General features: G+C 67.6%; 21 protein-coding genes and 3 pseudogenes. 14 read left to right on the forward strand and 10 right to left on the reverse strand.

The window, feature by feature from the left end:
* The first annotated feature begins 58 nt into the window (after nucleotides 1-58).
* Nucleotides 59-199 carry a hypothetical protein gene (locus IPI67_07955; GenBank protein ID MBK7580123.1) on the forward strand — a complete coding sequence of 47 codons (141 nt, stop codon included), beginning with the start codon at nucleotides 59-61 and terminating at the stop codon, nucleotides 197-199.
* Nucleotides 200-244: 45 nt separating this feature from the next.
* Here IPI67_07955 and IPI67_07960 read toward each other — a convergent pair whose 3' ends face one another.
* The 5 genes from IPI67_07960 to IPI67_07980 form a co-directional block, all read right to left on the reverse strand.
* Nucleotides 245-736 (reverse strand): hypothetical protein, encoded by a 492-nt coding sequence (locus IPI67_07960; GenBank protein ID MBK7580124.1) that lies wholly within the window; start codon nucleotides 734-736, stop codon nucleotides 245-247.
* A 274-nt stretch (nucleotides 737-1,010) separates the two neighbouring features.
* The gene (locus IPI67_07965) at nucleotides 1,011-1,676 is read right to left on the reverse strand and encodes a YHS domain-containing protein (GenBank protein ID MBK7580125.1); all 666 of its coding nucleotides are present in this window, start codon (nucleotides 1,674-1,676) and stop codon (nucleotides 1,011-1,013) included.
* Between the two features lie 32 nt (nucleotides 1,677-1,708).
* Nucleotides 1,709-2,383, reverse strand: a complete 675-nt coding sequence (locus tag IPI67_07970; GenBank protein MBK7580126.1) for a methyltransferase domain-containing protein — start codon at nucleotides 2,381-2,383, stop codon at nucleotides 1,709-1,711.
* Nucleotides 2,384-2,425: 42 nt separating this feature from the next.
* Nucleotides 2,426-2,980 (reverse strand): hypothetical protein, encoded by a 555-nt coding sequence (locus IPI67_07975; GenBank protein ID MBK7580127.1) that lies wholly within the window; start codon nucleotides 2,978-2,980, stop codon nucleotides 2,426-2,428.
* Nucleotides 2,981-4,213: 1,233 nt separating this feature from the next.
* Entirely contained in the window at nucleotides 4,214-4,408 is a 195-nt protein-coding gene (locus IPI67_07980; protein ID MBK7580128.1) for a hypothetical protein, read from the reverse strand.
* 569 nt (nucleotides 4,409-4,977) lie between these two features.
* Here IPI67_07980 and IPI67_07985 point away from each other — a divergent pair.
* The 3 genes from IPI67_07985 to IPI67_07995 all read left to right on the forward strand — a co-directional run bounded on the left by IPI67_07985 (nucleotide 4,978) and on the right by IPI67_07995 (nucleotide 7,317).
* Nucleotides 4,978-5,742 (forward strand): hypothetical protein, encoded by a 765-nt coding sequence (locus IPI67_07985; GenBank protein MBK7580129.1) that lies wholly within the window; start codon nucleotides 4,978-4,980, stop codon nucleotides 5,740-5,742.
* A gap of 12 nt (nucleotides 5,743-5,754) precedes the next feature.
* Nucleotides 5,755-6,237 (forward strand): hypothetical protein, encoded by a 483-nt coding sequence (locus tag IPI67_07990; GenBank protein MBK7580130.1) that lies wholly within the window; start codon nucleotides 5,755-5,757, stop codon nucleotides 6,235-6,237.
* 702 nt (nucleotides 6,238-6,939) lie between these two features.
* Nucleotides 6,940-7,317, forward strand: a complete 378-nt coding sequence (locus tag IPI67_07995; GenBank protein MBK7580131.1) for a hypothetical protein — start codon at nucleotides 6,940-6,942, stop codon at nucleotides 7,315-7,317.
* A gap of 5 nt (nucleotides 7,318-7,322) precedes the next feature.
* Here the strand turns inward: IPI67_07995 and IPI67_08000 are convergent, their stop codons facing one another.
* From IPI67_08000 to IPI67_08010, 3 genes are all read right to left on the reverse strand, one after another.
* A complete protein-coding gene (locus tag IPI67_08000) occupies nucleotides 7,323-7,715 on the reverse strand; it encodes a hypothetical protein (protein ID MBK7580132.1) in 393 nt (130 codons plus the stop codon).
* Nucleotides 7,716-8,037: 322 nt separating this feature from the next.
* Entirely contained in the window at nucleotides 8,038-9,090 is a 1,053-nt protein-coding gene (locus tag IPI67_08005; protein ID MBK7580133.1) for a hypothetical protein, read from the reverse strand.
* A 126-nt stretch (nucleotides 9,091-9,216) separates the two neighbouring features.
* Nucleotides 9,217-9,720 (reverse strand): hypothetical protein, encoded by a 504-nt coding sequence (locus tag IPI67_08010; protein ID MBK7580134.1) that lies wholly within the window; start codon nucleotides 9,718-9,720, stop codon nucleotides 9,217-9,219.
* 203 nt (nucleotides 9,721-9,923) lie between these two features.
* Here IPI67_08010 and IPI67_08015 point away from each other — a divergent pair, with 203 nt between their 5' ends.
* The 5 genes and pseudogenes from IPI67_08015 (at nucleotide 9,924) to IPI67_08035 (ending at nucleotide 15,562) form a co-directional block, all read left to right on the forward strand.
* The gene (locus IPI67_08015; GenBank protein ID MBK7580135.1) at nucleotides 9,924-10,769 is read left to right on the forward strand and encodes a HAMP domain-containing protein; all 846 of its coding nucleotides are present in this window, start codon (nucleotides 9,924-9,926) and stop codon (nucleotides 10,767-10,769) included.
* Nucleotides 10,766-12,152 (forward strand): annotated as a pseudogene (locus IPI67_08020) (sigma-54-dependent Fis family transcriptional regulator). Before IPI67_08015 ends, IPI67_08020 begins: the two are co-directional and overlap by 4 nt.
* Nucleotides 12,153-12,262: 110 nt before the next feature.
* A pseudogene (locus tag IPI67_08025) lies at nucleotides 12,263-13,555 on the forward strand (copper oxidase).
* A gap of 543 nt (nucleotides 13,556-14,098) precedes the next feature.
* Nucleotides 14,099-14,692: a TolC family protein gene (locus tag IPI67_08030; protein ID MBK7580136.1), complete on the forward strand. Its 594-nt coding sequence runs from the start codon at nucleotides 14,099-14,101 to the stop codon at nucleotides 14,690-14,692.
* A gap of 24 nt (nucleotides 14,693-14,716) precedes the next feature.
* On the forward strand, nucleotides 14,717-15,562 hold the full coding sequence (locus IPI67_08035; protein ID MBK7580137.1) for a TolC family protein: 846 nt from the start codon (nucleotides 14,717-14,719) through the stop codon (nucleotides 15,560-15,562).
* Nucleotides 15,563-15,764: 202 nt separating this feature from the next.
* Here the strand turns inward: IPI67_08035 and IPI67_08040 are convergent, their stop codons facing one another.
* Nucleotides 15,765-15,953, reverse strand: a complete 189-nt coding sequence (locus IPI67_08040) for a hypothetical protein (GenBank protein MBK7580138.1) — start codon at nucleotides 15,951-15,953, stop codon at nucleotides 15,765-15,767.
* Between IPI67_08040 and IPI67_08045 the strand changes: the two genes are divergently transcribed.
* The 4 genes and pseudogenes from IPI67_08045 to IPI67_08060 all read left to right on the forward strand — a co-directional run bounded on the left by IPI67_08045 (nucleotide 15,952) and on the right by IPI67_08060 (nucleotide 23,138).
* Nucleotides 15,952-17,223: a TolC family protein gene (locus tag IPI67_08045; protein MBK7580139.1), complete on the forward strand. Its 1,272-nt coding sequence runs from the start codon at nucleotides 15,952-15,954 to the stop codon at nucleotides 17,221-17,223. The two genes, IPI67_08040 and IPI67_08045, sit on opposite strands and share 2 nt — an antisense overlap.
* Nucleotides 17,220-18,431, forward strand: coding sequence for an efflux RND transporter periplasmic adaptor subunit (locus IPI67_08050; protein MBK7580140.1), 1,212 nt, complete (start codon nucleotides 17,220-17,222; stop codon nucleotides 18,429-18,431). The genes IPI67_08045 and IPI67_08050 overlap by 4 nt, the downstream gene beginning before the upstream one ends.
* A pseudogene (locus tag IPI67_08055) lies at nucleotides 18,418-21,880 on the forward strand (efflux RND transporter permease subunit). Before IPI67_08050 ends, IPI67_08055 begins: the two are co-directional and overlap by 14 nt.
* A 397-nt stretch (nucleotides 21,881-22,277) precedes the next feature.
* Nucleotides 22,278-23,138, forward strand: a complete 861-nt coding sequence (locus IPI67_08060) for a CAP domain-containing protein (GenBank protein ID MBK7580141.1) — start codon at nucleotides 22,278-22,280, stop codon at nucleotides 23,136-23,138.
* 80 nt (nucleotides 23,139-23,218) lie between these two features.
* Here IPI67_08060 and IPI67_08065 read toward each other — a convergent pair whose 3' ends face one another.
* Entirely contained in the window at nucleotides 23,219-23,680 is a 462-nt protein-coding gene (locus tag IPI67_08065; GenBank protein MBK7580142.1) for a hypothetical protein, read from the reverse strand.
* Between the two features lie 23 nt (nucleotides 23,681-23,703).
* Between IPI67_08065 and IPI67_08070 the strand changes: the two genes are divergently transcribed.
* Nucleotides 23,704-24,021: a hypothetical protein gene (locus IPI67_08070; GenBank protein MBK7580143.1), complete on the forward strand. Its 318-nt coding sequence runs from the start codon at nucleotides 23,704-23,706 to the stop codon at nucleotides 24,019-24,021.
* The last annotated feature ends 697 nt before the right edge of the window (nucleotides 24,022-24,718 follow it).

Raw genomic sequence — 24,718 nt, forward strand, 5'->3', positions numbered from 1 at the left:
GACTGTGTAGCCGCGCTGCTGCTTTTCATCGCGGGCCAGTTTGGGCTTGCACTCCTGGATGATGCGCGCCGTCCCGCGATATCCGAGCTGCAAGTCCGATTTCTGCCCCTACAGCGAGCTCGAGCAGAACCGTGGGGCGATGGCACGGTTCGGCGCGGGCCTAAAGGCCATCGAGGCCGTTTCGCGAGTCTTGGTCTGATGTGACCGGCTCCGTCACTCCCGCGTCAAGTGTCACACGCAATGATCACCGCGCAGTGCGCGTGAGCCTTTGAGCGCGCGCCAAAACCTCGCGCGCCGTCGCGGCATCGCTCGCCCGAATGCGGACCGCGAATCCGCTGCCAGTGGACGAGACCCGCGCTTCGACGCCTTTCGGGACCAGCGGGCAGTCCGGCATCTCTGGCAGGACGTGGCCGAGCGAGGAATTCCGCGCGAGGTGGCAGTCAACGATGCGCTGGAGCCACTCGGCTGTCATGCCTTCGACGGCACGGAAGGTGACGATCGCGCCCATGGTCTCGGTGGCCGGGGACTTGATGTTGCCACTCGGCCCGGTGAGCGGCTCCACGCTTTCGATGTCCTCGACGTGGGAAAAGGGGCTCATGGCCCGGTCATTCGCGCCGATGCCCCCGCACGCCCGCATCTCGGCTTCCCGCAGCGCCGCTGAGGCGTTTCGATGGTCGGCGGCGTGGCGGCGGTGCTCTTCTGCCATCCGCAGATGCGCTGCCGTCGGATTGCGCACGGAGCTCCAACAAGCGTCGTCGACGTGGGCGGCTTTGTGCCGCGGCGCAGACGCCTGGCAGCGTTCGACCGGTTCCTTCGCTTTCGGATCATACTGTGCCGCGTGCTCTGTTCCGACTTGCTGGTGCTCCTTCGCCTGGGTCTCGTGCCGTGCCGCGCTCATGTCGTGCGGCTGTGCTCCGGGAGTCGCTGCAGCGCAGCCGAAGAAGACCAGCGGGACCAAGGTTGCTCGAAATGAGGGCGTCATGCGCTGGCTGAGTGCATGCGTCGTGCCATCAGTCGGCCTCGCTCACGTAGCGATCGGGCGCCGCCAAGAATGCGTCGCGGCAGCTCGCCGAGCAGAAGACAACGACGCGATCGCCCGATTCGCAGTGGAACGCAGAGACTCCAGCCGGAACGCGCATGCGACAGACCGGATCGACCGCGTAGACACTGATCGGCGCGCCGGCGTCGGAGACCTCGAACAACTCGACGGGATCCAGGACATTCTTGAGCCTGACGGGTCCGAGCGGAGCCAGAGCGACCCAGGGGCAGTCTCCAAGTGCAGCGCGAAACCGCGCGGTGCACAGGGTTTGCCCGGAGCGACTGTACGCAGCCACGCGTGCAGCGACGTTCACGGTCGCGCCGAAGACGTCGCCGTCGCGCTCGACGACCGGACCCACGTGCAATCCGGCACGCATCGCGGGGTAATCCGGCTCGGCGTCGATCGCGGCGCGGAGGCGTAGAAGCGACTCCAGCAACAGAGTCGGCGCCGGCCCCGCCAGCATCACCGCATCGCCAATTGGCTTCACGAACCGCGTCGGGCCACGGAGACTCTGGCGCGCCAACAGGTAGAAGCGCGCGGCGACGTTCGCAGCGTCATCGTCGCCATGCGCCTCGGTCAGCGCGGTGTAGCCGGCCAGGTCGGCGAACAGGATCCCGAGCTCGACGTCTCGGCTCATGTTCGCGAAGGTAGCATCAACCAGGCCGCCAGCTAAGCGGCTCGGGAGCAAGGGTCTCCCGGTTTGACCCCGAGCCAGATCCGCACGCTCTCGCGGTACTTCGCTCGACTCTCGCACGCTCGAAACCCGGCGCCGTCGATCAGCGCGGCCACGTCCCGCCGGACGAAGTCGGCGTAAGCGTCACGCTCGTACAGCTTCACGAAGTGGTAGACGACCGAGCGAGTGAGCCTGCCTGATGGAAGCGAGTAGTCGACCACGATGAGCCTTCCGCCCGGTTTCGTGACGCGAGCCATCTCGGCGAGGACGCGCTCGCGCACGCTCTCGGGCATCTCGTGGAGGGCAAAGCAGATGCTGGCGACGTCGAAGCTCGCGTCCGAGAAGGGCAGCTCCACGGCGTCGGCACGCAGGAAGCTCGCGTCCGGGAAGCGGTTCTTCCGCCGGGCGACGCGCAACATGTGCTCGGACAGGTCGACGCCAACCACCTGGGCGCCGGTTTCGGCAAAGGCCAGGGCCGCCTCGCCGGTCCCCGTCGCGACGTCCAGCACTTTGCTACCGGCGCCGACTTCCGCCAGGGACGCAACCTCGCGTCGCAAGCGCCGGAGTCCGAATACCGCCAGGTCGTAGAACGGCGCGAATTTGGCGTAAACGCGCGCGCTGAGCGAGTAGTACTCGCGCTCTTCTTTCGTTGGGCCGCGCCGCTCGTGCATCTCCATCTCCCCAGCACGAGCATGCGGCGTGCCAAGTCCGGTTCAGTCGGCCACTTCGGTGACATGGAGCGTGAACGGGCCCGGGCTGGTGTCGCCGTCGACGCCCACCAGGTACGCCTCCGTTTGAGGGGGCTCGAGCTCGAGCGCGGTCTCCGTGTTGGGATTGGCGATCGGTGAAACGTCGCCGAGTGCCCCGTGACTGGAGCACGCAGCTTCGATGGCGCCGAACGAGCAGCCGACCCGCTCGGCGAAGGCGTATACGAATCCGTAGAACGTCGGTGTGAGCCGCATCCGGTAGCGCTGATGCGCGTGCAGCTCCAGGCGATAGTAGAGCTGAGGTTGGTCGAACGTGAAGGCCACGTTCGGACTCTCACACGTCAGCTCGGCATGCTCGTCCGTGCCGACCGACGTGTCACCCATGATGATCACGCCGCCGTTGCCGAGCTCGACGGGGAGAGCGCGTCCACAGCGATCGTTGAGCCCGTTCGAATCGGCGACGGGCGGGGCTTCGCCCCAAGCCACTTCGTCGTCGACGGAAACCCGGCCGCCGCAGCCGCTCATGATGGCCAAAAAGCCCAGCAACCATGAAAACCGCATTCCGCGAGGGTAGCGACCCTCCGGCGCGCGACCATCACAATGATCGCATGGCATCGTTGCGCAATCCAGAATGGTCCAGCGAGCTCGGATCTTGCTTCTCGGGCCCACATGCGACCGCTCGACCTCGCCAAAGTCCTGTGGCGACGCTGGCGCTTCGCGCAGCGTGATCGCTGGAGCAAGGGCCGGCTGGAAGCGCACCAGGCCCAGCAGCTTCGCCGCCTGCGCGAGCACGCGTACGCACGTTCGCCTTTCTATCGGAGGTTCCACCAGGGCCTGGAGGGTCGTCCGCTCGGGAATCTGCCGGTGCTCACCAAGCGAGAGCTGATGTCCTCGTTCGACGAGCTCGTCACGGATCGCTCGTTGAGCCGCGAGCGAGTCGAGGCTTTCGCGGCATCTCTCCCGGTGGACGAGCTCCTGTTCGGTCGCTACCAGGTGGCGCTGACCTCGGGCAGTACGGGACTCAGGGTCTCTTCCTCTGGGATCGCGATGAATGGTGCACGGTGTTGGCTAGCTACGCCCGGGCCAATGACTGGGCGGCGTCCGCGCGGGCCTGACCGCAGGATCCGCATGGCGGTGGTGAGCTCGCGACGCCCTGGCACCAGTCCGCGCGGTCGCCGGGCGAGCCTGGAAAGGCCCATCGTCGACGCGATTCGACTTGATGCCACGGCGCCGCTCGCAGAGACCGTGGCGCAGCCTGAACCTCACCAGCCGCAACTGTTGGTCGCCTGCGTCCGTCGCGGGCTTGCTCGCCCAGGAGCAGCTCGGCTTGTCGCCTGCGCATCTCGCCCGAGGCGATCGTGCGCGTCGGAGGTACTCACCGAAGACTCGCGGCGGCGCATCGCGGCGGCTTGGGGCAAGCGGCCGTTCAACGTGTACGCGGCGACCGAGTCTGCCGGTATCGCTCGGAGTGGTGAGCAACACCGCGGGCTGCACTTGTACGGAAGATCTGGTGATCACCGAAGTCGTCGACGAGAAGAACCGGCCAGTGCCGCCTGGGGTCGTTGGGGCGAAGATCCTGGTGACCGTGCTCTTCAGCCGAACGCAGCCGCTGATCCGCTACGAAATCAGCGACCGGTGTGCCTGGCGCGGGAGCGCTGCCCTGCGGTCGGCCGTTCGCGCTCCTCTCTGCAATAGAAGGACGAACGGAGGACGTGCTCCTGCCAGCGCGAGCCGGGGGGAACGATCGCCGTCCACCCCAACCTGTTTCACAACGCGCTCGAAGGGATCGGCGCTTCAGAGTGGCAGGTGGAACAGACGCACGAGGGGCTCGCGGTTCGGGTCGTCGATCCCATCGCGGCGGTCGACGTCCAGGCGCTCCGGCGTGCGGTGTTGGACGCGCTCGACGCTCCATGGCGTCGCGCCGGTCGGCGTGCGGGTTGACCGCGCGCAGGCCGTGTCGCGCACCCAGATCGGCAAAGCACCGCTCATCCGCGCGCTGGCTCCGCCGTAGCAATGCCGGTCGCGCAAAGGTTGCGTTCACCCGCGAACGAGCGTGACGCGCGCGATCACGGCTGATTGGATCCGTCACGCTCGCGACGGGTCGCTCTGCGATTTCTCGTCCCGGCACGCCGGGCACGCGCGGTGCACTGGGGACGCGCGGATCGGGAGAAGGTGTCGATGAAAAGAGTCTTCGTTGCGGCATGGCTCGCCGCGTCTGGCTTTTCCAGGCTGCGGTTCGAGCGATGGCGGTTCGCCCGGCAAGCAGCCGCCGGCGCCCATCGTCAACCTGGTCGCGGACAGCAATCGCAACGGGACACTGGACTTCGACGAGCCCAGCGAAGACGCCGGCGAAGACGCCTGGAGCCGGAACGCCGGCGCGGTGTTTCTCGTGAACCTGGACGACGACGACAGCGACGGCGTGGCGGACAACCAGGACGAGCTTGTCAATGGTGGGGCAGACGAGCTTGATCTAGCCCGCGTCGCCATCCAGGCGTGGCCCGCGGCGCCCGACAAGGCGTTCGGCAAGCTCGAAATCGACGTCGCGGCGCCTGGGGTTCGTGCGGCTCTTCCGCCGCACGGCGGCGGGCTGGGCGCTGGTCGACGTCGCCCAAGCGCTGCCGCTCTCGGTGGAGGACCTTCGCGCCGGAGTCGAGCTCGGTCTCGAGGCCACGGACTTCGTGCGCTCCGCGACTCAACCGTGGCAGGGCCTCGCCACGCTCAGGCTCTCGGTCAGCGACGACGCTGGCCCCATCGGTGACGATGCCGTTCAGCTACGCGCGGCGCCGTGGCTGATGAACCACAACTTGCGGCCGTTCGACACCGTGTACTTCAGCGAGTTCTCCCCGACCTTCGTGGAGACGATGACGAGTGCCGTCGAAGGCGCCGGCCTGGGCGCTCAAGTCATTGCCGGCAACTACACGGACGGCTGGGGCGACATCTGGTTCGAGGACTGGTTCCAGACGGGCTGGACCGCCATGCCGGCGGCGAACGGCGGGGTCCACGGGATGATCGTCTTCAATCCGCGGCCGTGGGGCCGCGACCCGAACCCCGACCATCTGCCCTTGTCGTTCCTCAGGAATCGGATGCTCGGCCCGGACCGCGCGGTCGCCGTGCTGTTCAACGAGGCGAAAGAGCTCGGAACCGGCAATACCTACGATTCCCACGGCAACCACGAGGCGCTGCCGCCGTATGCCGATGCTCCGGCGGGGCGCTTGCTGCTCGGGTCGGGCATCAAGCAGAGCACGCGCGACTTCTACGCGGCCCAGCAGGTGCACGCCGATCTACCTGGATACGAGCTGGCTGATCGTCGGGCACATGGATAAGTCTACGCGGCGGTGCGCGCTGCGACCCCGCGTGGGTTCAAGATGATCCAGAACACGCCGTCGCTGTGCAAAAGCCTGTTCGAGAAGTGGCAAGCGGATGGGCAAGGTGAGGCGCCGATCTTCGAGGGAAAGGTCGACTTCGATTCCAAGCAGTGGAAGACGACGGTGGCCGAAGTACTCGGTGACGCCACGCTCATGGCGTGGAACCAGGAAGCGCAAGCAGCGATCGACCAGATGCACGACGCCTTGTCGGCAGAGGCCGGCCTGACCGACGAAGATTTCGTCGAAGTCCCGGTGTTCTACGAGGAGATCGACGGCGGCAAGATCGCGTACCTTCCGGACACCGCGAACATTCGAGTGCTCGGGGCCGGGCAAACCACGGTCTTCGCCCAGACCTTCGGGCCGATGATCGCCAGGGAAGACGTCTTTTTCCAAAGATCTGCTGGCGCGCCTCACAGACCCCGCGAAGCCTCGGGACCGATGGCAAGGGCCTGAGCGTCCAGTTCGCCGACTCGTGGGATTACCACGTGCTCCTGGGTGACGTTCACTGCGCTAGCAACTGGACCGCGCTGCCGACCGGCGCAGAGCCGAAGTGGTGGGACGCGGCGAACTGAGGCCTTCGAGGAGTAATCATCATGCGCACATTCGGGAAGTGGGTCTTCGGTAGCGTGGTCGCGCTCGCGGCCGGGTTGGTGGCGCGTCCGTCGTTTGCCGAGGGCGCGGTGCTGACGCCGGGGGCGTTGGAGCCGGCGGCCCGCTCCGGTCTGGAGGCCCAGATCGCGGCAGCCCGCGCGCGTCGCCCGGCGACGTTTCGCGCGGTGCGAGCCGTCGACACGTTCCGTGGTCCGGCCCTTACGCAGTCTCGACGCAACCAGCCCACGGCCGCGCGGGCGTTCATGCGCCTCGGCCGAGATGCGCTGCTGCCGATGCTCGAGGTGATTGCCTGGAGCGCGGACCTGCGTGGGCTCGATGAAGCGCAGAAGCGTGCGCTGGGCGATGGCCCTCTCAGGCGGTTGCCGTCGCGCGAGACCGAGGGGCTGCTCCGGTGCTCGGGCGGTGTTCTCCAAGTCGCAGGACCCACGCTTCATCGCGACGGCGGCCGCGGGCCTTGGGATGCTGTGCCGTCCCGAGGATCGAGCGCTCCTTCTGTCCCATGCCGACGCCGGGAGCTCGCGTCGTGCAGCAGCCTTGGCGGGCATGGGTCACTGCCGATCGGTGGACGTGGTCGACAAGCTCACCGCGGCGCTGGCGGAGCCGTTGGACGACGAGACTGCGCAGGTGACCGCCCGCGCCCTCGGCTATGTCGGCTCCACCTGGGCGCTCGCCAGCGTGAAGCTCGATGCCAAACAGGCCGAAGTCATTCGCACGAAGGCCGCGGCGGCCTTGGTGCTCGCGTTTTCGCGTGCAAGCGCCCCGGCGCGCCGCGCCATCGCTCGCGCGCTCTTGATGGTCGAGCATCCGTCGGCGCTGCAACTGCTGCGCGAGGCGGAGCGAGCTGGATCGCCCAGCGTGCGTACCGAAGCGTCAGCACTGCGGGCGCGTCTGGAGAAGAACCTCGCGCGCCCACGGCGCTGAGCCGGTCACATCCCGCCGTCCATCATTCCGCCGCCGCCGGTACCCATGCCGCCGCCGGTACCCATGCCGCCGCTGCCGCCGCCGGTGCCCATGCCGCCGCCGGTGCCCATGCCGCCGCTGCCGCCCCCGCCCACCCCGCCGCCGCCGGCGCTGGTCTGCGTCGGGAAGCAGACGTCTGCGGTGGAATGTCCGGCCGCGTCCGGCTTCGGGAGGCACTCGTAGCCGTCTCGGCAATCCGCGTTGCTCGCGCAGAGCGCCAGGCACGTCTCGGTCGGCGCAAGCACGCACTTCCCGCCTACCTTTGCGGTCCCGCCGAGACCCGGATCGTTCGGGCAGTCGTGCCCGTGCTGTGCGCAGGCCGACACGGCGCAGTAGCCCCCGGCCAGTCCGTCAGGCACACGGTCGTTCCCGAGCCTCCTGCCGGACATTCTCCCGCGCTGGTGCAAGGGTCTCCAACCTTGCCTTGCCCTCCGTCGGTGGCGGCGCTTCCCCCGCCCGCGCTGGTGCCGCGCTTCCGCCCGCGCTGGCACCACCGCTCGACTGGCACCGGCGCCACCGGCTCCACCGAGCCCTGCCCGCTTTCCGAGCTCTCACCTCCACACGCGGTGCCCATCGATGCAGCCAGAAGGCGCAGATCGTCTTTTGCACGGTCGATTTCTCCTGGACTGCGCGCGCGAGCGCGGACCGGGCGCTGGCAGTGCAATCTCCGTACCGAAAGCGTCAGGGCATTGCGCCGTTGCGGTGCCAGTGCGAGATCCCGTTGGGTTTGGTTCCGACCGCGATGGTCGCCACCGTTTCCATCTTCGCCGTGTCGACCACCGACACGGAGTTGTCGGACAGGTTGGTGACGTAGGCGAGCCCGCCGTCGTCGCTCAGGACGACGCCGTGCGCTCCCTGGCCCACGAAGACCGTTCCGACCACCTTCGCCGCCTCCACGTCCAGCGCATAGAGTCGGTTCGAAGCCGGCCGCCCGAGCAAGAGCGCCCTTGGTCGCAGACCCAGAGCGTCTTGCCGTCGGGTGAAGGATAAGAGCTGCACCGGACCCTGAGACTCGGCCGGCAGCGCGATGCGCGTGAGCTGCTGCGTGTCGATCTCGTAGCGCACGACTTCTTTGGTGTCGTAGAGCGACACGAACACGTATCTCCCACTCGGCGCGCAGGCGGTCTGGACGGCGACGCCGCCGACGTCGATCTCGCTAACGGTTGCGGAGGCCGGGTCCAGCCTCGCGAGGTTCTTCGCCGTCATGTTTGCGATCCAGAGCTGGTCGCGACACCAACGCATCCCGGGGTCCGCGATCGGCCCCCAGATCGATGCTGCGTAGGAGCGTCCTGGCCTGCGCGTCGAGCCGAGCACGGCGTTGCCCTCGTTCGCTGATGTAGGCGCGAGATGATGATGGATTGAACACGACATGAGCGACATGGAACCGGTTCCCAGCTCGATGTCGCCGACGAGCTGATTGGACTCGGGATCGATGACGAAAGCCTTCTCCATCCCGCCTTCCGTCATCGGCGCAGCCGCCACCCAGACGCTCTTGCCGTCCGGTGCGGCCTGCACGTTGTGCGGCATGTACATGTCGGGGCTCGTGGGCAGCACGATGCTGGCCAAGAGCGTGTTCTTGGTCTCTTCGATCACCGACACCGTGCCGCTGTCCTCGTCCGCAACGAAGACGTGATCCCTCGCGCTGCTCGTCGCCGGCCCTGCAGCGTCTCCTCCGCCGCATCCTGCAACCCACCAGGTCAACACCACCGCGAACGACACTCGAACCCGTTGCATGCATTACCTCCGCACTCCGGTATAGCTAACGGTGCCGAGATCCGCTCGCACGCGTACTCGCAAGCATGATGCCCGTCAGACCAGCCTGCGACTTGTGACGGCCTTGGTCACAGGTGATGTCCCGAGTCACGATGCGGAGATGCCGGAGCCGTCCAGCCAGACTGTGCAGAGCCTGGGCACGTGCATTGCACGAGCGACGGCAGGCACGCGATGACTCGAGTACGCGGGATCTTCTCGGGCACATCGGCGCGACTCACCGCGGCGTTCATGGCCGTGCTGGCGCTGTTTGCCGTCGCCTTGTGGATCGCCCTCTCCACCTTCCAGCGCCTCGGTGTCGCAGAGGCGGAGGTCGCGGAGCTGGAGGACGCCAGGCACGCTGGCCACGCCGTCGCTGCGGCGATCCGCGAGCAGTACATCCACCAAGCCCACACCATCATCAGCTGGGACCGCTCGCACCTCGCTCACTACGAAGACGCCGCGCGGAACACCGCGCGCTGCGACGCGTCGGCTGCAGGAGATGGCCCAGAGCGACGAGCACCGCACCCGGACCCTGGAGATCGCGCGGCTCGTCGCCCAGGTCGACGGGTCGTTCAAGGCCCGCGTCTTGCCGGGCGTGGAAGCCAGCGACAAGGCGGCCGTGGCTCGTGGTCACGACGAGACAGAGAGGCTCGTGGGCCAGGTCGTCCAGATGAGCGAAGGACTCAATCGAGAGCTCGAGCGCTTCAGCATGGAGGCTCGGGAGCGCGAACGTGGCATGCGTGAGCGCGCGAGACTGGCGTTCATCGGTTGCTTCGCGCTCGCGATTGCGCCTCGCCGCGCTGCTCGGCTTCGTCATGATCCGTTCGATCCGCACCGCCTCGGGCTCGCGCGAAGGTGCGGCTCACATCGCGCGTGGCGATCTGTCGACCCAGATCCGCCTCGAAGGCTCCGACGAGTTCTCCGACCTCGCGGATGCGTTCAACCAGATGGCCGCCGACCTGCAGCGTCATCAGGACAGCGCCGTGCGCTCGCAGAAGCTCGCCACGGTTGGTCAAGTCGTGGCCGGCGTGGCGCACGAGATCAACAACCCGCTGGGCGTGATCCTCGGGTATCTGAAGCTCATGCGCAAGAACGCGACCCTGACCGAGCTCGCCGGCGAGGAGCTGAGGATCGTCGAGGACGAGGCCCACCAGTGCCAGAGGATCGTGCGCGAGCTGCTCGATCTGGCGCGGCCGCCCCGCTTCGAAGGCTACCCCGTGGACCTGGGGGAGCTCGTGAAAGAGTCCGTCGAGCGCTTGGGCGAGTCCAAAAGAGGCGCCGCAGGCGTCGAGGTCGAGTGCTCGGGCGTGTCGCTGGTCCGCGGTGACCAGACCCAGTTACGCGAGGTGGTCGCAAACCTCTTGATTAACGCCATGGAGGCCGGCGGTGAGCACGTAGAAGTGCACGTCGTGGGACGGAACGGTGGTGTGCAGCTCGAGGTGAGCGACACTGGGGTGGGCATGGACGCAGCGGTGCGCGAACGCGCCTTCGAGCCGTTCTTCACCACCAAGCCCCGGGGCACGGGGCTCGGTCTGGCCGTGACCCAGGCCATCGTCCACGCTCACGGCGGGGAGATTTCCATCGACTCCAATGAGGGCCACGGCACGCGAGTGCGCGTTGACTTGCCGGCGGTCGCGCGTACGCCGGAGGCGCGCGCATGAGAAAGCCACGCGTGCTGGTTGCGGATGACAAGGACACGATCCTTGGCCTCTTCGGCAGAATCCTTGGCGGACCGATTCGAGGTCGTGACGGCGACCGACGGGCAGCGCGCTGGCCCTGGCGCTGAACGACGACTTCGACGTGGTCGTGTCCGATATCCGCATGCCCGGGGCCGATGGCTTCACCGTTCTGCGCGAACAAGCGCGCCAAACCCGATGTCGAGGTGGTGCTGATGACCGCCTTCCGGGTCTGTCCAGAAGGCCGTGGAGGCCATGAAAGAAGGGGCATACGACTACCTCGCGAAACCCTTCGATCCCGATGACGCCCTCTTGACCATCGAACGGGCGGCCGAAGCGCAAGCACCTGCGCGAGCAGGCGCGAGACCCTGAGCGCGGCCCTTGGAAACGTCGGGCACTTCGACCGGCTGGTGGGCAGAGCGCGGCCATGCAGCAGCTCTTCGAGCTGCTCAAGCGCGCCGCGGGCACGGATGCGACCGTGCTGATCACCGGCGAAAGCGGAACGGGAAAGGAGCTCGCCGCTCGGGCGGTGATGCCGGAAGCGCGCGCAAGGGCGCACGCTTCGTGGCGGTGAACTGCGGCGCGATCCCGAGAACCTGATCGAGTCCGAGCTTTTCACGTGAAGGGGCGTTCACGGGCGCACTCGGCGACCGTAGGGGCCTCTTCGAAGAGGCGCACTCGGGAACGCTGCTCCTGGACGAGGTCGGGGAATTGCCGCTGCCGATGCAGGTGAAGCTCACTCGCGCGCTCCAGGAACACTCCATACGCCGGGTCGGGGAGTCGCAGGAGCGAAAGGTGGATGCCCGCGTCATCGCCGCCACCAACGTCGACCTCAAGGCAGCCGTCGTCGCCGGGCGCTTTCGCGAGGACCTGTTCTACCGCCTGAACGTCTTTCCCGTGCGCCTGCCCCCGCTGCGGGAGCGGCGGGACGACATCCCGGTATTGGCAGTGCACTTCCTGGAGCGGCACCGGGGCCGGTACGGCGGCGCTGTGGAGGGTTTCAGTTTCGATGCCTTGTCCGCTCTGGTCCGCTACGATTGGCCGGGCAACGTGCGGGAGCTCGAGAACTCCATCGAACGTGCGCTAGCCATGGTCGACGGGCCGCGGATTCCCCTCGAAGCGCTGTCGGATGAAGTTCAGACCCACGGGCGACCCCGGCTAGCAAGCGACTTGGGTCGGCTCAGTTATCGAGAGGTGGTCGACATCGCTCGGGATAGGGTCTCGCGGGAGTATTTGATAGCGCTAATGCGGGAATTCGAAGGCAGCGTGACCCGCGGAGCGGAGCGCGCTGGGATCGAGCGGGAGACGTTGCACCGGCTGCTGAAGCGCTACGGTCTCCGTTCGGACGAGTTCAAACCGGCAAGGTAGCGCAGGCGTCCCGCTGTGGGGAAATGGCAGCCATCGCAGTGACCCTCTTGGTCACAGGTAGCCCTGCGCGACCGTGGACAAGCTGCGCGTTCCTCGCTACGGGAGTCGGTATGGTCAGCAGACGGGACATTCTCGTAGGCGGCGCCGTCGCGGGCGGCGCCTCACTTCTCTCTCGCGCCGAGCGCGCCGCTGCCGCGCAGGCGCCGGGAACCGGACGCGGCTGGGAGAGATCCTACAGCGGCGGCCCGCTCGACGCGGCGCCCGAGTCTCCCGGCATGCCCGGCAAGGACTACACACCGGTGATCACGCCGAACGGCGCGGCGCTGCCGTGGAAGGTCGTGGACGGCGTCAAGGTCTACCACCTGATCGCCGAAGAGGTGCTGCACGAGCTCGCGCCCGGCATCAAGGCGCACTGCTGGGGGTACAACGGCCGCGTCCACGGGCCGACGATCGAGGCCGTCGAAGGCGATCGCGTGCGCATCTACGTGACGAACAAGCTCGACGCGCCGACCTCGGTTCATCCGCACGGGGTCTTCCTGCCGAACGGCATGGACGGCGTGGGTGGGCTCACTCAGGGCGTGATCAAGAAGGGCGAAACGTTCAAGTACGAGTGGACGTTCCGCCAGCACGGAACGCTCATGTACCACTCGCACCACGACGAGATGACGCAGATGGCGATGGGCATGATGGGGCTCATCGTCGTCCATCCGCGCCGGCCGAGCCCTGCTTACCGGGTCGATCGCGACTTCGCGATCATGCTCAGCGAGTGGAAGATCACACCGGGGACGATGCGCCCCGATCCCAACGAGATGACGGACTTCAACATGCTCACCATGAACGCCAAGGCGTTCCCGGGCACGGCGCCGCTCGTGGTCAAGAAGGGCGACCGCGTCCGGGTCCGCTTCGGCAACTTGAGCGCGATGGACCACCATCCGATCCATCTGCACGGCCACTACTTCAAGATCACGGCGACCGACGGCGGCCCGATCCCCTGTCGGCTCAGTGGCCCGGAGACCACGGTGCTGGTACCGGTGGGCAGCACGCGGTGACATCGAGCTCGTGGCGGACAACCCCGGCGACTGGGCCTTCCATTGCCACATGACGCACCACGTGATGAATCAGATGGGCCACGGCGCCCAATATGATCGGCGTGAAGGAGGGCAGGGTTGGCGCGAGTCCAGCGGCTCGTCCCGGGCTACATGCCGATGGGCCAGCACGGAATGGGCGACATGGCGGAGATGGGCATGCCTGTCCCGAAGAACAGCATCCCGATGGTCGGTGCGCGAGGGCCCTTCGACTACATCACGATGGGAGGGATGTTCACCTTGCTCAAGGTGCGCGAGAACCTGAGCAGCTACGACGGCGACCCAGGCTGGTACGCGCACCCGAAGGGCACCATCGCGGGCGCGCGACGCCGGCCGAGCTCAGCGCGACGGCATCGGGGAAGCGATGAGCGCGTTCGCTCGACAGCGCTCTCGGCGGCCGCGCTTCGGGTGCGTCTCGACGACCCTCGAGGTCTCGCAGAACGATCCCGCGAACCCCGACGCGCCCGGCGCCTCGCCACCGGAAACGAGCCGAGCGCTGGCGGCAGGGTTCGATCCCTTCGAAGGCGAAGCAGCCTCGGGACACGAAGGCCATGCTGCACACGGCGCTGCCCCTCCGCCCGACGCAGGGGGCCCAATCTGGTCGTGCTCGATGCATCCGGAGATCGAGCGCTCGGGTCCGGGGAAGTGTCCGATCTGCGGCATGCGCCTGATCGAGAAGCCACGGGCCGGCGGCGAAGGCGGAGTCGGCGCGCCAGACCCGCGCCCGACCGCGGACACGGAGGCAAGCCGTGATCCGATTCGCTGCGATGTCCGTGTTCGCGCTCTCGACCGTGGCGTGCGTCGGACAGGACGCCGGCTACTCCGACGTTCGCCGACTGGTTTCCGAGCGCGCGGGCCGACGTGCGCTGGCGCCACGTCGATGGAACCGCGACCTCCGACCAGGTCCGGCGCTTGCTCGGCGCGCCGCTGACGGCGGACGCCGCGGTCAAGGTGGCGTTGCTCAACAACCCCGCGATCCAGGCGAGCTTCGAGGATCTCGGCGCGGCGCGCGGGCCTGATGCCGGGCGCTCCGGCTGCCGAATCCCCGCAGATGCGGCCTTGTTCTATCATGGCGCGGACGGCGATCCCGAGGTCGACCTGTCCGTGACCCTCGACGTCACCGACTTCTTCTTCCTACCGGCGCGCCAGGGCGCTGCGCAGAGCGAGCTGGACGCCGCCGTCTTGTCCGTCGCCGGCGGCGCGCTGGATCTCGCGCTCGAGGTGCGCCGCGCCCACATCCGCTACGTCGCCGCCAAGCAGATCGTCGAGCTGAGGCGTACCGTGAGCCAGGCGGCCAAGGCGTCCGCCGACGCGGCCGAGAAGATCCACGAGGCGGGCAACTCCACGGACCTCGACCTGGCCAACGAACGGGAGCGCTCTACCAAGAGTCGAGGCTCGCGCTGGCCCAAGCCGAGACCGCGCTCACGACGGAGCGCCAGCGGCTCGGCGCGCTGATGGGCGTCTGGGGAGCGAGAGCAAGTGGACGACCCGGAGCGCTTGCCCGGGCCGCCTGCCAGTGAAATCGATCTGTCCAGCTCCGAGCGCTTGGCCCTCTCCCGCAGCCTCGATCTCGCGCTGGCGCGACAGCGCTTCACGGCCGCTGCCAAGCGCGCGAACCTGGCGCGCGTCGAGGGGCTGCTGCCGGAGGTGCGGGCAGGCGTCGCCGCCGAAAAGGAAATCAACGAGAGCAGGTGGGGCGTCGGTCCGGCCGTCGGTCTCGAGCTCCCGCTCTTCTATCAGGGCCAGGGCGAGGTCGCGGCGGCGCGCGCCGAGATGCGACGCCAGGCGCGCCTGCACGACGTGACCGCCATCCAGGTCCGCTCGGCCGCGCGCACGACAGCGGCCACGCTCTCCGTAGCGCGAGAGCGTGTTCGCTTCTACGAGACGGTGCTCTTGCCTCTCCGGGAGCGTGTCGTCGCCGAGACGCAGCTCCAGTACAACGCGATGAACGCGGGCGTTTTCCAGCTCATCGCCGCGAAGCGGGACCAGGTCGAGACCGGCAGAGCCTACGTCGAAGCCCTGCGCGACTACTGGCTCACGCGCGCGGAGCACGAGCAGCTCTCTCTCCACGCCAGTGCAAGCCGGAATGACGAGAAGCGCGAGGCCCGTTGCCGTCCGAGTTCAGTGTTGGCCGGACATCTTGGTGCCGTCAGGCATGGTGTGCTCCCCGCGCCCGGCGTCAGCGCCCTCGGGTGCGGGCTCGCTGGTCGGTCCCGGCGCCGCAGGCAGGGGCTCGAGCCTCGGGCTGCGATTGCCCCCCGCAGGCGCTCGCGCTCGCGACCATGGCTGCTGCAACGAAAAGGGACCGGAGCTTCAGTTCATTGAACATCCAGGCGACCTCCAGAAGTATCGGCTCATTCAGCTTCGCCGAGCAAAGTGCACGAACCATGCCGTTGTGGCCGCCAACGAGACGCCGAGCGCTGAGCTGCGAGTAGCGCCAGTAGGTGTACGCGACCGGGATCAGCTCGAGCGTCAGGAACGCGCTCGTGGCCAACGCCGCCGACCACGGGCGCGGCGATGTGCTTCATCACGTCGGCGACGCTGCCGTGGCCCAAAGCAGCGGAACGAGGCCGATCATCCAGGGCTGGCAAATGCCCCGAGCGCGCAGAAACGTGTTCGCTGCTGCAAACCCTGCACCCGGACGCTGTGACAGCGCGATCACGTCCGGCGCCAAGCTCACGTTCTTCAACAGAGTCAGCCGCTTGGCATGCCACATGCCGACAGATCTTTACGATGCATCGAGCGATGCTCCTCGCCGTCGGCTTCCTCTGGCGCTCTTCCTTTGCGCTGAGCGGGCCTTCGCCGCGCCGTCGCCGATGGACGTGTTCGTGGCGGAGGTCGTGCGTAACAACCCATCGCTCAGCGCGCGAGCCTTGACCCGAGCGGCCGTCGTCCGAGAGGCGTCTGCAGCCGGACTCTGGCCTGACCCGATCGGGGCCGTGATGCTCGACAACGTTCCCGAGCGCGAGGGCGGAGGAATGCCGATGATCCGCTATCAAGTCAGCCAGATGGTGCCCTGGCCGGGCAAGCTCGGTCTGATGCGCGACGCGGTCACCCGGCGTGCGGACCGGGCGCAAGCGGACACCGAAGCGCGGCGCCTCGAGCTCGTCCTCGATGCGAGCCGCGCCTATCTGATGCTGGCGCTGAACGCCCGGCGGCGAGGGGTCAATCGGGCCAGTACGGGGCTGCTCGACATCGTGCAGCGCGCGTCGATCGCCCGCTACGGGGCGGGTGTCGGAGAGCATCACGACGTGTCGCGTGCCCAGGTCGAGCGCAACGCGCTGGACCTGGCGTTGATCGATCTGGACGGGGAGCGAAGCGCCATCGTGGCGATGATGAACGCGCTCCGGAACCGGAGCTCGGAGGAGCCGATCGCCGATCCCGCGCCCTCGAAGGGCGATGTGCCGGCGCTGCCCCCGCGTCGCGACCTCGAGGCCCTGGCGATCGCCCAGCGACCCGAGCTCAAACGGATGCGAGCGATGCTGCGCGAGGAAAACGCGATGGCGTCACTGGCGCGGCGCGAACGTTATCCCGACGTCATGACCTCGGTCTGGTACAACCAGGTGCTCGGTGCACCCGACAGCGCGGGCATGATGCTCGGCGCGACCCTGCCCGTGTTCGGCGTGCGGAGGCAGAACCGCCTGGCTGGCGCGGCGGATCTCCGAAGCCAGAGCGTGGACCGCGACGTGGAAGCCATGCGCGCGATGATCCGCTTCGAGGTCGCAGACGCTTCCCGCAAGGTCAATACGGCCGGAAAGACCCTGGTGTTCTTGCGCGATGTCGCACAGAAGCGTGCCGAGGACAGCTTTCAGTCTGCGATCGCGGGCTACTCGGCAGGAACGCTCGCCATCGTCGGCGTGCTCGATGCCTGGCGATCGCTTCTGGCGGTCGAGCTGGCTCGTGCCGAGGCCACGGTGATGCAGAGCATGGCCTGGGCGGAGCTCGAGCGGGCCGTGGGAGCACGAGTGGGGGCAGGTGTCCGATGAAACGCGCGACGCGCTGCCTGGCTGCGATCTCCGCGCTGCTTCTCGCGTGGGGGTGCAAGGCGCCCCCTCATGGCGGCGAGCGCGCAGGAGCGTCCGCCGAGCCGCCGCCGAGAGCGGCACCTGCCGGGGGAGAGCACGCGGGGCATGCTGCCGGGCAGGACGCAGGCGCTGGCCCGCCCGCGGGGTATGCAGCCTTCACACTGTCGGCGGACAAGGCACGCGCCGTGGGGCTTCAGACCGCGCACGTCGAGCAGCGGGACTTCACGCGCGCCGTGCGCACGGTGGGAGCGCTGGTGCTCGACGAGACACGCACCTCCCACGTGCACTCCAAGGTGCGCGGCTGGATCGAGAGCGTGAGCGCAGATTTTGTAGGCAAACGTGTTCGCCGGGGAGCACCGCTCTGCAGCATCTACAGCCAAGAGGTCTACGCAGCAGAGCTCGAATTCCTGTCCGTGCTCGAGCAGAGCACGCCTCGCGCCCCGCTCGCGGGGGCGTTCGCAGATGCCGAGCGAAGGGCCCAGAGCCAGCTGCTCGGCGCCGCCCGGCGCCGCCTTCAGCTCTGGGACGTGCCGAAGGCCGAGCTCGAACGCCTGGAGCGCAGTCGCGAGGCGCGTCGGACCTTCACCCTGGCAGCGCCCCGCGCGGGAGTGATCCTGGCCAAGCAGTCGCTCGCCGGAATGTTCATCGAGCCCTCGGTCGAGCTCTACGTGATCTCTGACGTCGACAAGCTCTGGGTGCTCGCCGACATCTACGATACGGACGTTCCCTTCGTCCGCCTCGGTGAAGCGGCGAAGCTCACGTTCGGCGGCTCGGCGGAGGAACGCAAAGCCACGGTGGCGTTCATTCCGCCCACCATCGAAGAACGAACGCGCACGTTGAAGGTGCGTTTCGAGGTCGACAACAAGGACGGGCGGCTCAGGCCCGGCGCGTTCGCCACGGTCGAGATGAACCTGCCCATGGGGCGCTCGCTCGCGGTGCCCGAAAATGCGGTGATCCACGCCGGCACGAGGAAGCTCGCCTTCGTCGTCACGGGCGACCGGGTCGAACCGCGCGAAATCGTGCTCGGTCCCGTCGTCGGTGGCTTCTACCGCGTGGAGCGTGGCCTCTCCGAGCACGACCAGGTCGCGGTCAACGCGCAGTTCTTGATCGACTCCGAGAGCCGCCTGCGCGCAACGAGCAGCCCAGGGGGCGGTCATGCCGGGCACTGACGAGGCCCGGGAGCCCGCAAAGACCGAGAGCCGCGAGACCCTCGTACAGCGCATCATCTCGTTCTCTGGCAAGAACCGCTTCATCGTCTACGTGCTCGCCGGAGTGCTCACGCTCGCAGGCGTGTTCGGGGCGCAGCAAACACCGCTCGATGCCCTGCCGGATCTCTCGGACACGCAAGTCATCGTGGCCACCGAATGGATGGGTCGAAATCCGACGCTGATCGAGGACCAGGTCACTTACCCCATCGCGACCACGTTTCTCGGGGCGCCACGGGTCAAGACCGTGCGCGGGTTCACGATGTTCGGGATGTCGTTCGTGTACGTGATCTTCGAGGACGGCACTGACCTCTACTGGGCGCGCTCTCGTGTCGTCGAGTACCTGTCCAAGGTGCGCGAGAAGCTGCCGGCGGGGGCTTCGCCTCAGATTGGACCGGACGCCACGGGTGTCGGCTGGGTTTACCAGTACGCCCTGGTCGACAGGACGGGCAAGCACAACCTGCAGGAGCTTCGCGCGCTCCAGGACTGGACCCTTCGCTACAAGTTGCAGGGGGTCGAGGGTGTCGCGGAGGTTGCGAGCGTCGGTGGCTTCGAGAAGGAATACCTGATCGAGATCGACCCAGTTCGGATGAAGGGCTTCGGCTTGTCCGTCGGACAGGTCGCCGGCGCGGTGCGCGGCGCGAACGCCGAGGTCGGGGGGCGCGTGGTCGAGCTCGCGCAGCACGAGTACGCCGTGCGCGGCCGTGGCTACGTGAAGGACAAGCGAGATCTGGAGCTCGCGGTGGTGTCGACCGACAGTCAAGGCACTCCAGTCCGCATCGGCGACGTCGCCACCGTGTCCGTCGGGGGCAACATCCGCCGCGGCGTGGTCGAGCTGGATGGGCAAGGCGAAGTCGTGGGTGGGATCATCGTGATGCGCTCGGGCGAAAACGCGCTGAACGTGATCGACGGTGTGAAGGCCAAGCTCGCCGAGCTAAAGCCCTCGCTGCCCGAGGGTGTGGAAGTGGTGCCGGTCTACGATCGCAGCGTCTTGATCCGGGACTCCGTGACGACACTCGGCTCGAACCTGGTCTTGATCCTCGGCGTCGTCATGCTCGTGATCGGGCTGTTCCTGTTTCATCTGCGCTCTGCGCTGGTCAGCGCGATCGTGTTGCCGGTCGCCACCGTGGCGTCATTCGGCGCTTTCTATCTGTTACGCGTGAGCATCAACATCATGTCCCTGGCGGGCGTCATCCTCGCGCTCGGCGACATGGTCGACTCCGCGGTCGTGCTGGTCGAGAACGCGCACAAGAGAATCGAACAAGCGGAGCGTTCTGGCAGCGGAGAGTCACGTGCGTCCATCGTGCTCGGTGCTGCGCGCGAGCTCGGCGGGCAGATGTTCGGCGCGCTTTTGGTCTTGACCATCGCGTTCTTGCCGGTCTTCGCGCTGGAGGGGGAGGAGGGCAGGTTGTTCCGACCGCTGGCCCTGGCCAAGACGTTCTCGATGGCGTTCGCGGCGGTGTTCGCCATCACGCTGGTACCCGCGCTGATGGTCACGTTCCTGAAGGGACGCATCCGTCCCGAGGCAAAAAACCCTATCAATCGCCTGTGTATCGCGGCCTACAGCCGGCGCTCTTTCCGGGTCTGTCTGCGCTTTCGCTGGCTGGTGATCGCCGGCGCGGCGGGGCTGGCTGTCGCGACCTACGTTCCGTTCTCTCGCCTCGGATCGGAGTTCATGCCGCCGCTCTACGAGGGCGATCTCCTGTACATGCCGATCAGCGTGCCAGGCATGCCGATCCAGGAGGCCAAGCGGCTGCTCGAGTGGCAAGACACGCAGATACGCCAGGTGCCGGAGGTCGAACGGGTCTTCGGCAAGGCGGGGCGCGCCGAGAGCTCGCTGGATCCGGCACCACTTTCGATGCTCGAGACCATCGTGCACCTGAAGCCGCGCAAGCAGTGGCGCAAAGGCATGACCACGGAGGCCATCGTCAGCGAGCTCGAACGGAAGGTCGCGCTGCCGGGTCTCCAGGGGGCGTGGACCATGCCGATCAAAGCGCGCATCGACATGCTGTCGACCGGCATCCGAACGCCGATTGGCATCAAGGTCTTCGGTCCCGATCTCGAGCAGATCAGCAAGATCAACGATCAACTGGAGAGCGCTCTCAGCCGTGTTCCGGGCACGCGGAGCGTCTACGCGGAACGTGAGCTCGGCGGGTTTTTCCTCGACTTCACTCCTGATCGCGAGGCGATTGCCCGCTACGGCCTGTCGGTGCGCGACGTGCTCGACGTCGTGGAGAGCTCCATTGGCGGGATGGACGTCGACACCACCTACGAGGGGGCGTGAACGCTATCGCGTCAACGTTCGCTACCCGCGCGAGCTCCGCGACAACGTGGAGGAGCTCAGGAAGGTGCTGGTGCCGATCCCGAGCTTGGTCGCGCGACGCCTGCCTAGCGGTGGATCGGCGAGTGCCCCGGGCGCCCCTTCGATGGCTTCGGGCGGGATGGGAACCACTTCGGCCGGAGCCGGCATGTCCGGCGGCGGGAGTCTCGGGGCAGTGCTCCCGCCCGGCGCGGCGCCCGCTTCGCCAGGCGCTCAGATGCCGTCCGGGAGCGGCGCGACTGTCTCGGGCGCTTCCGATGCACAGCCCGCGTTCGTTCCCCTTGGCCAGCTGGGCCGGCTCGAGACCGTGATGGGCGCGCCGATGATCAAGAGCGAGATGGGCTCGCTCACCGGCTGGGTCTACGTGGACATCGAAGGTCGTGACGTCGGCGGATACGTGCGAGCCGCAAAGACCGTCGTCGCTCGCGATGTGAAGCTGCCTGCGGGCTACACACTCAAGTGGACGGGCCAGTACGAGCTCCTGGAGCGGATCCAGAAGCGATTGGCCTGGATCCTCCCGCTGACCATTCTCCTCGTCTTCTCGGTTCTGTACCTGAGCTTCCGCGGGCTCGGTCAGACCTTGATAGTGATGCTCGGGGTTCCGTTCGCGGCGGTCGGGGCGATCTGGCTCCTGTACGCCGTGAAGTTCAACACCTCGATCGCGGTCTGGGTCGGCATGATAGCGCTCTTGGGCGTCGCCGCTGAGACCGCGAGCGTGATGGTCGTGTACCTGGAGCAGGCGTGGACCGCGGGGCGCGCCTCCGGCGCAATTGCCAGCGTGGCCACGTTGATCGATGCCGCCGTCGAGGCCGGCACGCAGCGCGTCCGTCCACTGCTCATGACCGTGATGACGAACATCTTCGGTCTCTTGCCCGTCCTGATCAGCGACGGTGTGGGCGCCGACGTGGCCAAGCGCATCGCCGCGCCGATGTGGGGAGGCCTAGTGTCGCTGACGCTGCTCACCTTGTTCGTGGTGCCGGCCGTCTACATCGTTTGGAGGAGCTTCAGCTTGCGGCGACCCAGCGCGGCGCTCCCCGAAGACGCTTCGCACTCGGGTTCTGAGTCTGTCGCCGATGCGCGGCCGGTCACGTAGCCTGGACCAATGAGCGCGACGTGCGGTGCCGGCGAACCCGGGTGCTGCGCAAACCCAGTTTCGGCCGCAAGCGGCACACCAACCGACTTGGCGTGGGTCTTGCTAGGCCCGGCGTATGCGAGTCCTCGGTCCAGGGCTGCTGTCCGCCACCGCACTGGTCTTGATTGTCGCTTGCGAAAGCGAAGAGCCGCTGCCATCGCCGGCCGCCCCGGCCGGCGTCCAGGCGACGAGCGCGAACGCGCCGCCCAGCGCGATTCCGCGGGCACCGGCGGCTGCGAAGGCCAATCCGGAGTCCGACAACGCGGCGTGCTGCGGCGCCGCGATGTGCCGCAGCGTTTCGGGCGGGTGCGGCTGCCGCAAGGCGAATCCCAACGCGAACTGTGGGGGCTGACGTTCGATGGCTGAGCTCACGAACCCTGTGACCGCGCCGGTCACGGCCGAGTTTGCCTTTGTGACAGGGACCGCTCTCGTTTTCGTACTCGGGTTCATCGCCATCGTCGGGTGCGCCGACGTGCTCGGCTATGACGACGTCAGCTTCGAGGACGGCACCGGCGGGGCCATCTACGGCACGGGCGGGTCGAGCGCATCAGGAGGAGCCGGAGGCTCGGGCGGAACCGCCGGTCAGCCCGCTGGTGGAGGAGGTCCGAGCGGCGGCGGTGGAGCGCCGAGTGGCGGCGGTGTCTCGAGCGGTGGCGGAGGCGTGCCGAACGGGGGTGGTGGTGCTCCCAGCGGCGGCGGTTCGCCGGGCGGCGGCGGTTCGCCGGGCGGTGGCGGCGGCACGACGGGAACCGGCGGAACTACCGGAAGCCATTACGAGACGCTCACGAATCCGAACGGTACTGGCAATGAGGCGGGCGGTGTCATCCCTGTCTGCTGCGTCCCGAGCTCGACCGAGAAATCCGAGATCGATCAGGTCTTCAACTTGCTGAACCAACATCGACTCGCGAATGGCAAGAGCGCGCTTGCATACGACGCCAAGCTCGAAGCCGCTATTGAAGGACATGTCCATCACATGGCCGTGCACAGCTTCTGGGGACACGACGCGCCTGAGAGCGCAGTGGGCAGTCCCTGGGTGCGAGCATCCTTGTGCGGCTCGAGCGCAAATGGCGAAAACCTTGGTAACGGCTACAGCAGCCCGGCGAGCGTGATGGATGGTTGGAAGAACTCCCCCGGACACAATGCCAACATGCTGGGCGACTTTAGCCGCGTCGGCATTGGTAAGTACAGCGGCTACTGGGGCCAGCTATTTGGTAACTGACCCAGTGCGCCGGTTCCGCTTGAGAGCAGAATCCACGTGACTGCCGGCCGGCGAGCGCCGAGCTGGCGGCGCCCGCCTGGCTAGTAGCAGGCGCCGACCTGCGCTCCCTTGGCTCCGAAGGGCAGGCATGTCTTGGGTGGAGCGCACTGGGCGTTCGCCGTGCAGATCTCGACCTCGTCCGAACCGCAGCTTGACGCGCACTTCGTTCCCGTGAACCCCGTGGCGTAGTTCGCGCAGAGCGGGTCGGTGTTTTTCACCACCGTACCGCTGCCGCAGCACTTCTGGCCTGTCGGGCAGTCGGCGACAGGATCCTGGCACTGCCAGTCGGTATCGCCGGTTGCGCAGGGCTGGCTCAGCGGCTGGCACTTGGACACGGAGCCGTACGCCTTTGGCTCGCAGCAGTGCTCGCTGCCGGACGCGCAGTAGTCGTTCATACCGCCGTCTGCTCCGCTGAAAGGGCAGTAGATGTTGCTCGTGCCCGCGTCGGACTTCGGCGGATGGAGCTTGGTGGGCGTCTTGCAGGTCTCGCCGCTCCCGCCCATGCCGCCGCCCGCCGCCGCCGCCCATGCCGCCGCCGCCCATGCCGCCGCCGCCCATGCCGCCGCCGCCCATGCCGCCGCCGCCCATGCCGCCGCCGCCCATGCCGCCGCCGCCCATGCCGCCGTTGCCGCCTGGGGCAGTGCCGCCGGCTCCGCCGCCGCCCCCGCCAAAGGAGGCGCCGCCGTATCCGGAGCCGCCACCGCCGCCCCCATTGTCCGCGCTGCACGACACGACACCACCGGCAGCCAGGATTGTCGCCGTCGAGAACAACTGGATCACGCTACGATTCATGATTGACCTCCGGAGGCTCGATTCAGGCGCCTTGACCTCGAGTGAGGGTTGATGCGGTCCAACGTCCGCCGCTCGGCGTATCCCGACCGGTGGACAGGACGAGAGCGGACTGCAGGCGGACGTCGGCCGCGCCGTCCGCCGAGCAACATGCATGCCCACCACAGTGCCCTCGAACCGAGCCGAACTACGACGGCTGCGTGTGATCGCGTCCGTTACACGCACCTTCGAGCGTCACGCGCGAGATGGCACAACGTGTCCACCGTGCGCACCGCGGGCACGATCGATCGTTCCCGTTGGGAGCAGGTGACGCCCGCCAAAGTGTGTCCAGTGTGCGAGCGGCGACTCAGCGATGAGCCTTCAGCGCGCACGGCGACGGATCCTGTGAACGGACATCCGGTGGACAAGGCACCTGCCGTGATTTGCAAGCTGAGAGACGGGAGGCGAGGGCCAGCGCCGCAAGCAAGCGGTTCAACCGCGTGCGTTTCGGTCACGGCCCCTCCGCCCGGGGCGAGTGCTCGTGGCCCGCGTGCGCGTGACGATCGAAAGTGCGAGTAACGGACGCGGTCACGCCTGCATGCTCAATGTCCCGAGCAAGGTCCGCTCGATCGACGCCGGCACGGCTGTTGCTCCAGGGGCGTCGCGGCGGGCGCCCGTCGAGTTTCACCGCGCTCCTCCGCTCGGCCTGGATCCCCGAGACGACGGACGCTCGACCGCACCAAGCTCCGAATGGCTGCTCCCATCTTCATCAG

Source organism: Myxococcales bacterium (genome assembly GCA_016706225.1).
In the GTDB taxonomy this organism is placed as follows: Bacteria; Myxococcota_A; Polyangia; order Polyangiales; family Polyangiaceae; genus JADJKB01.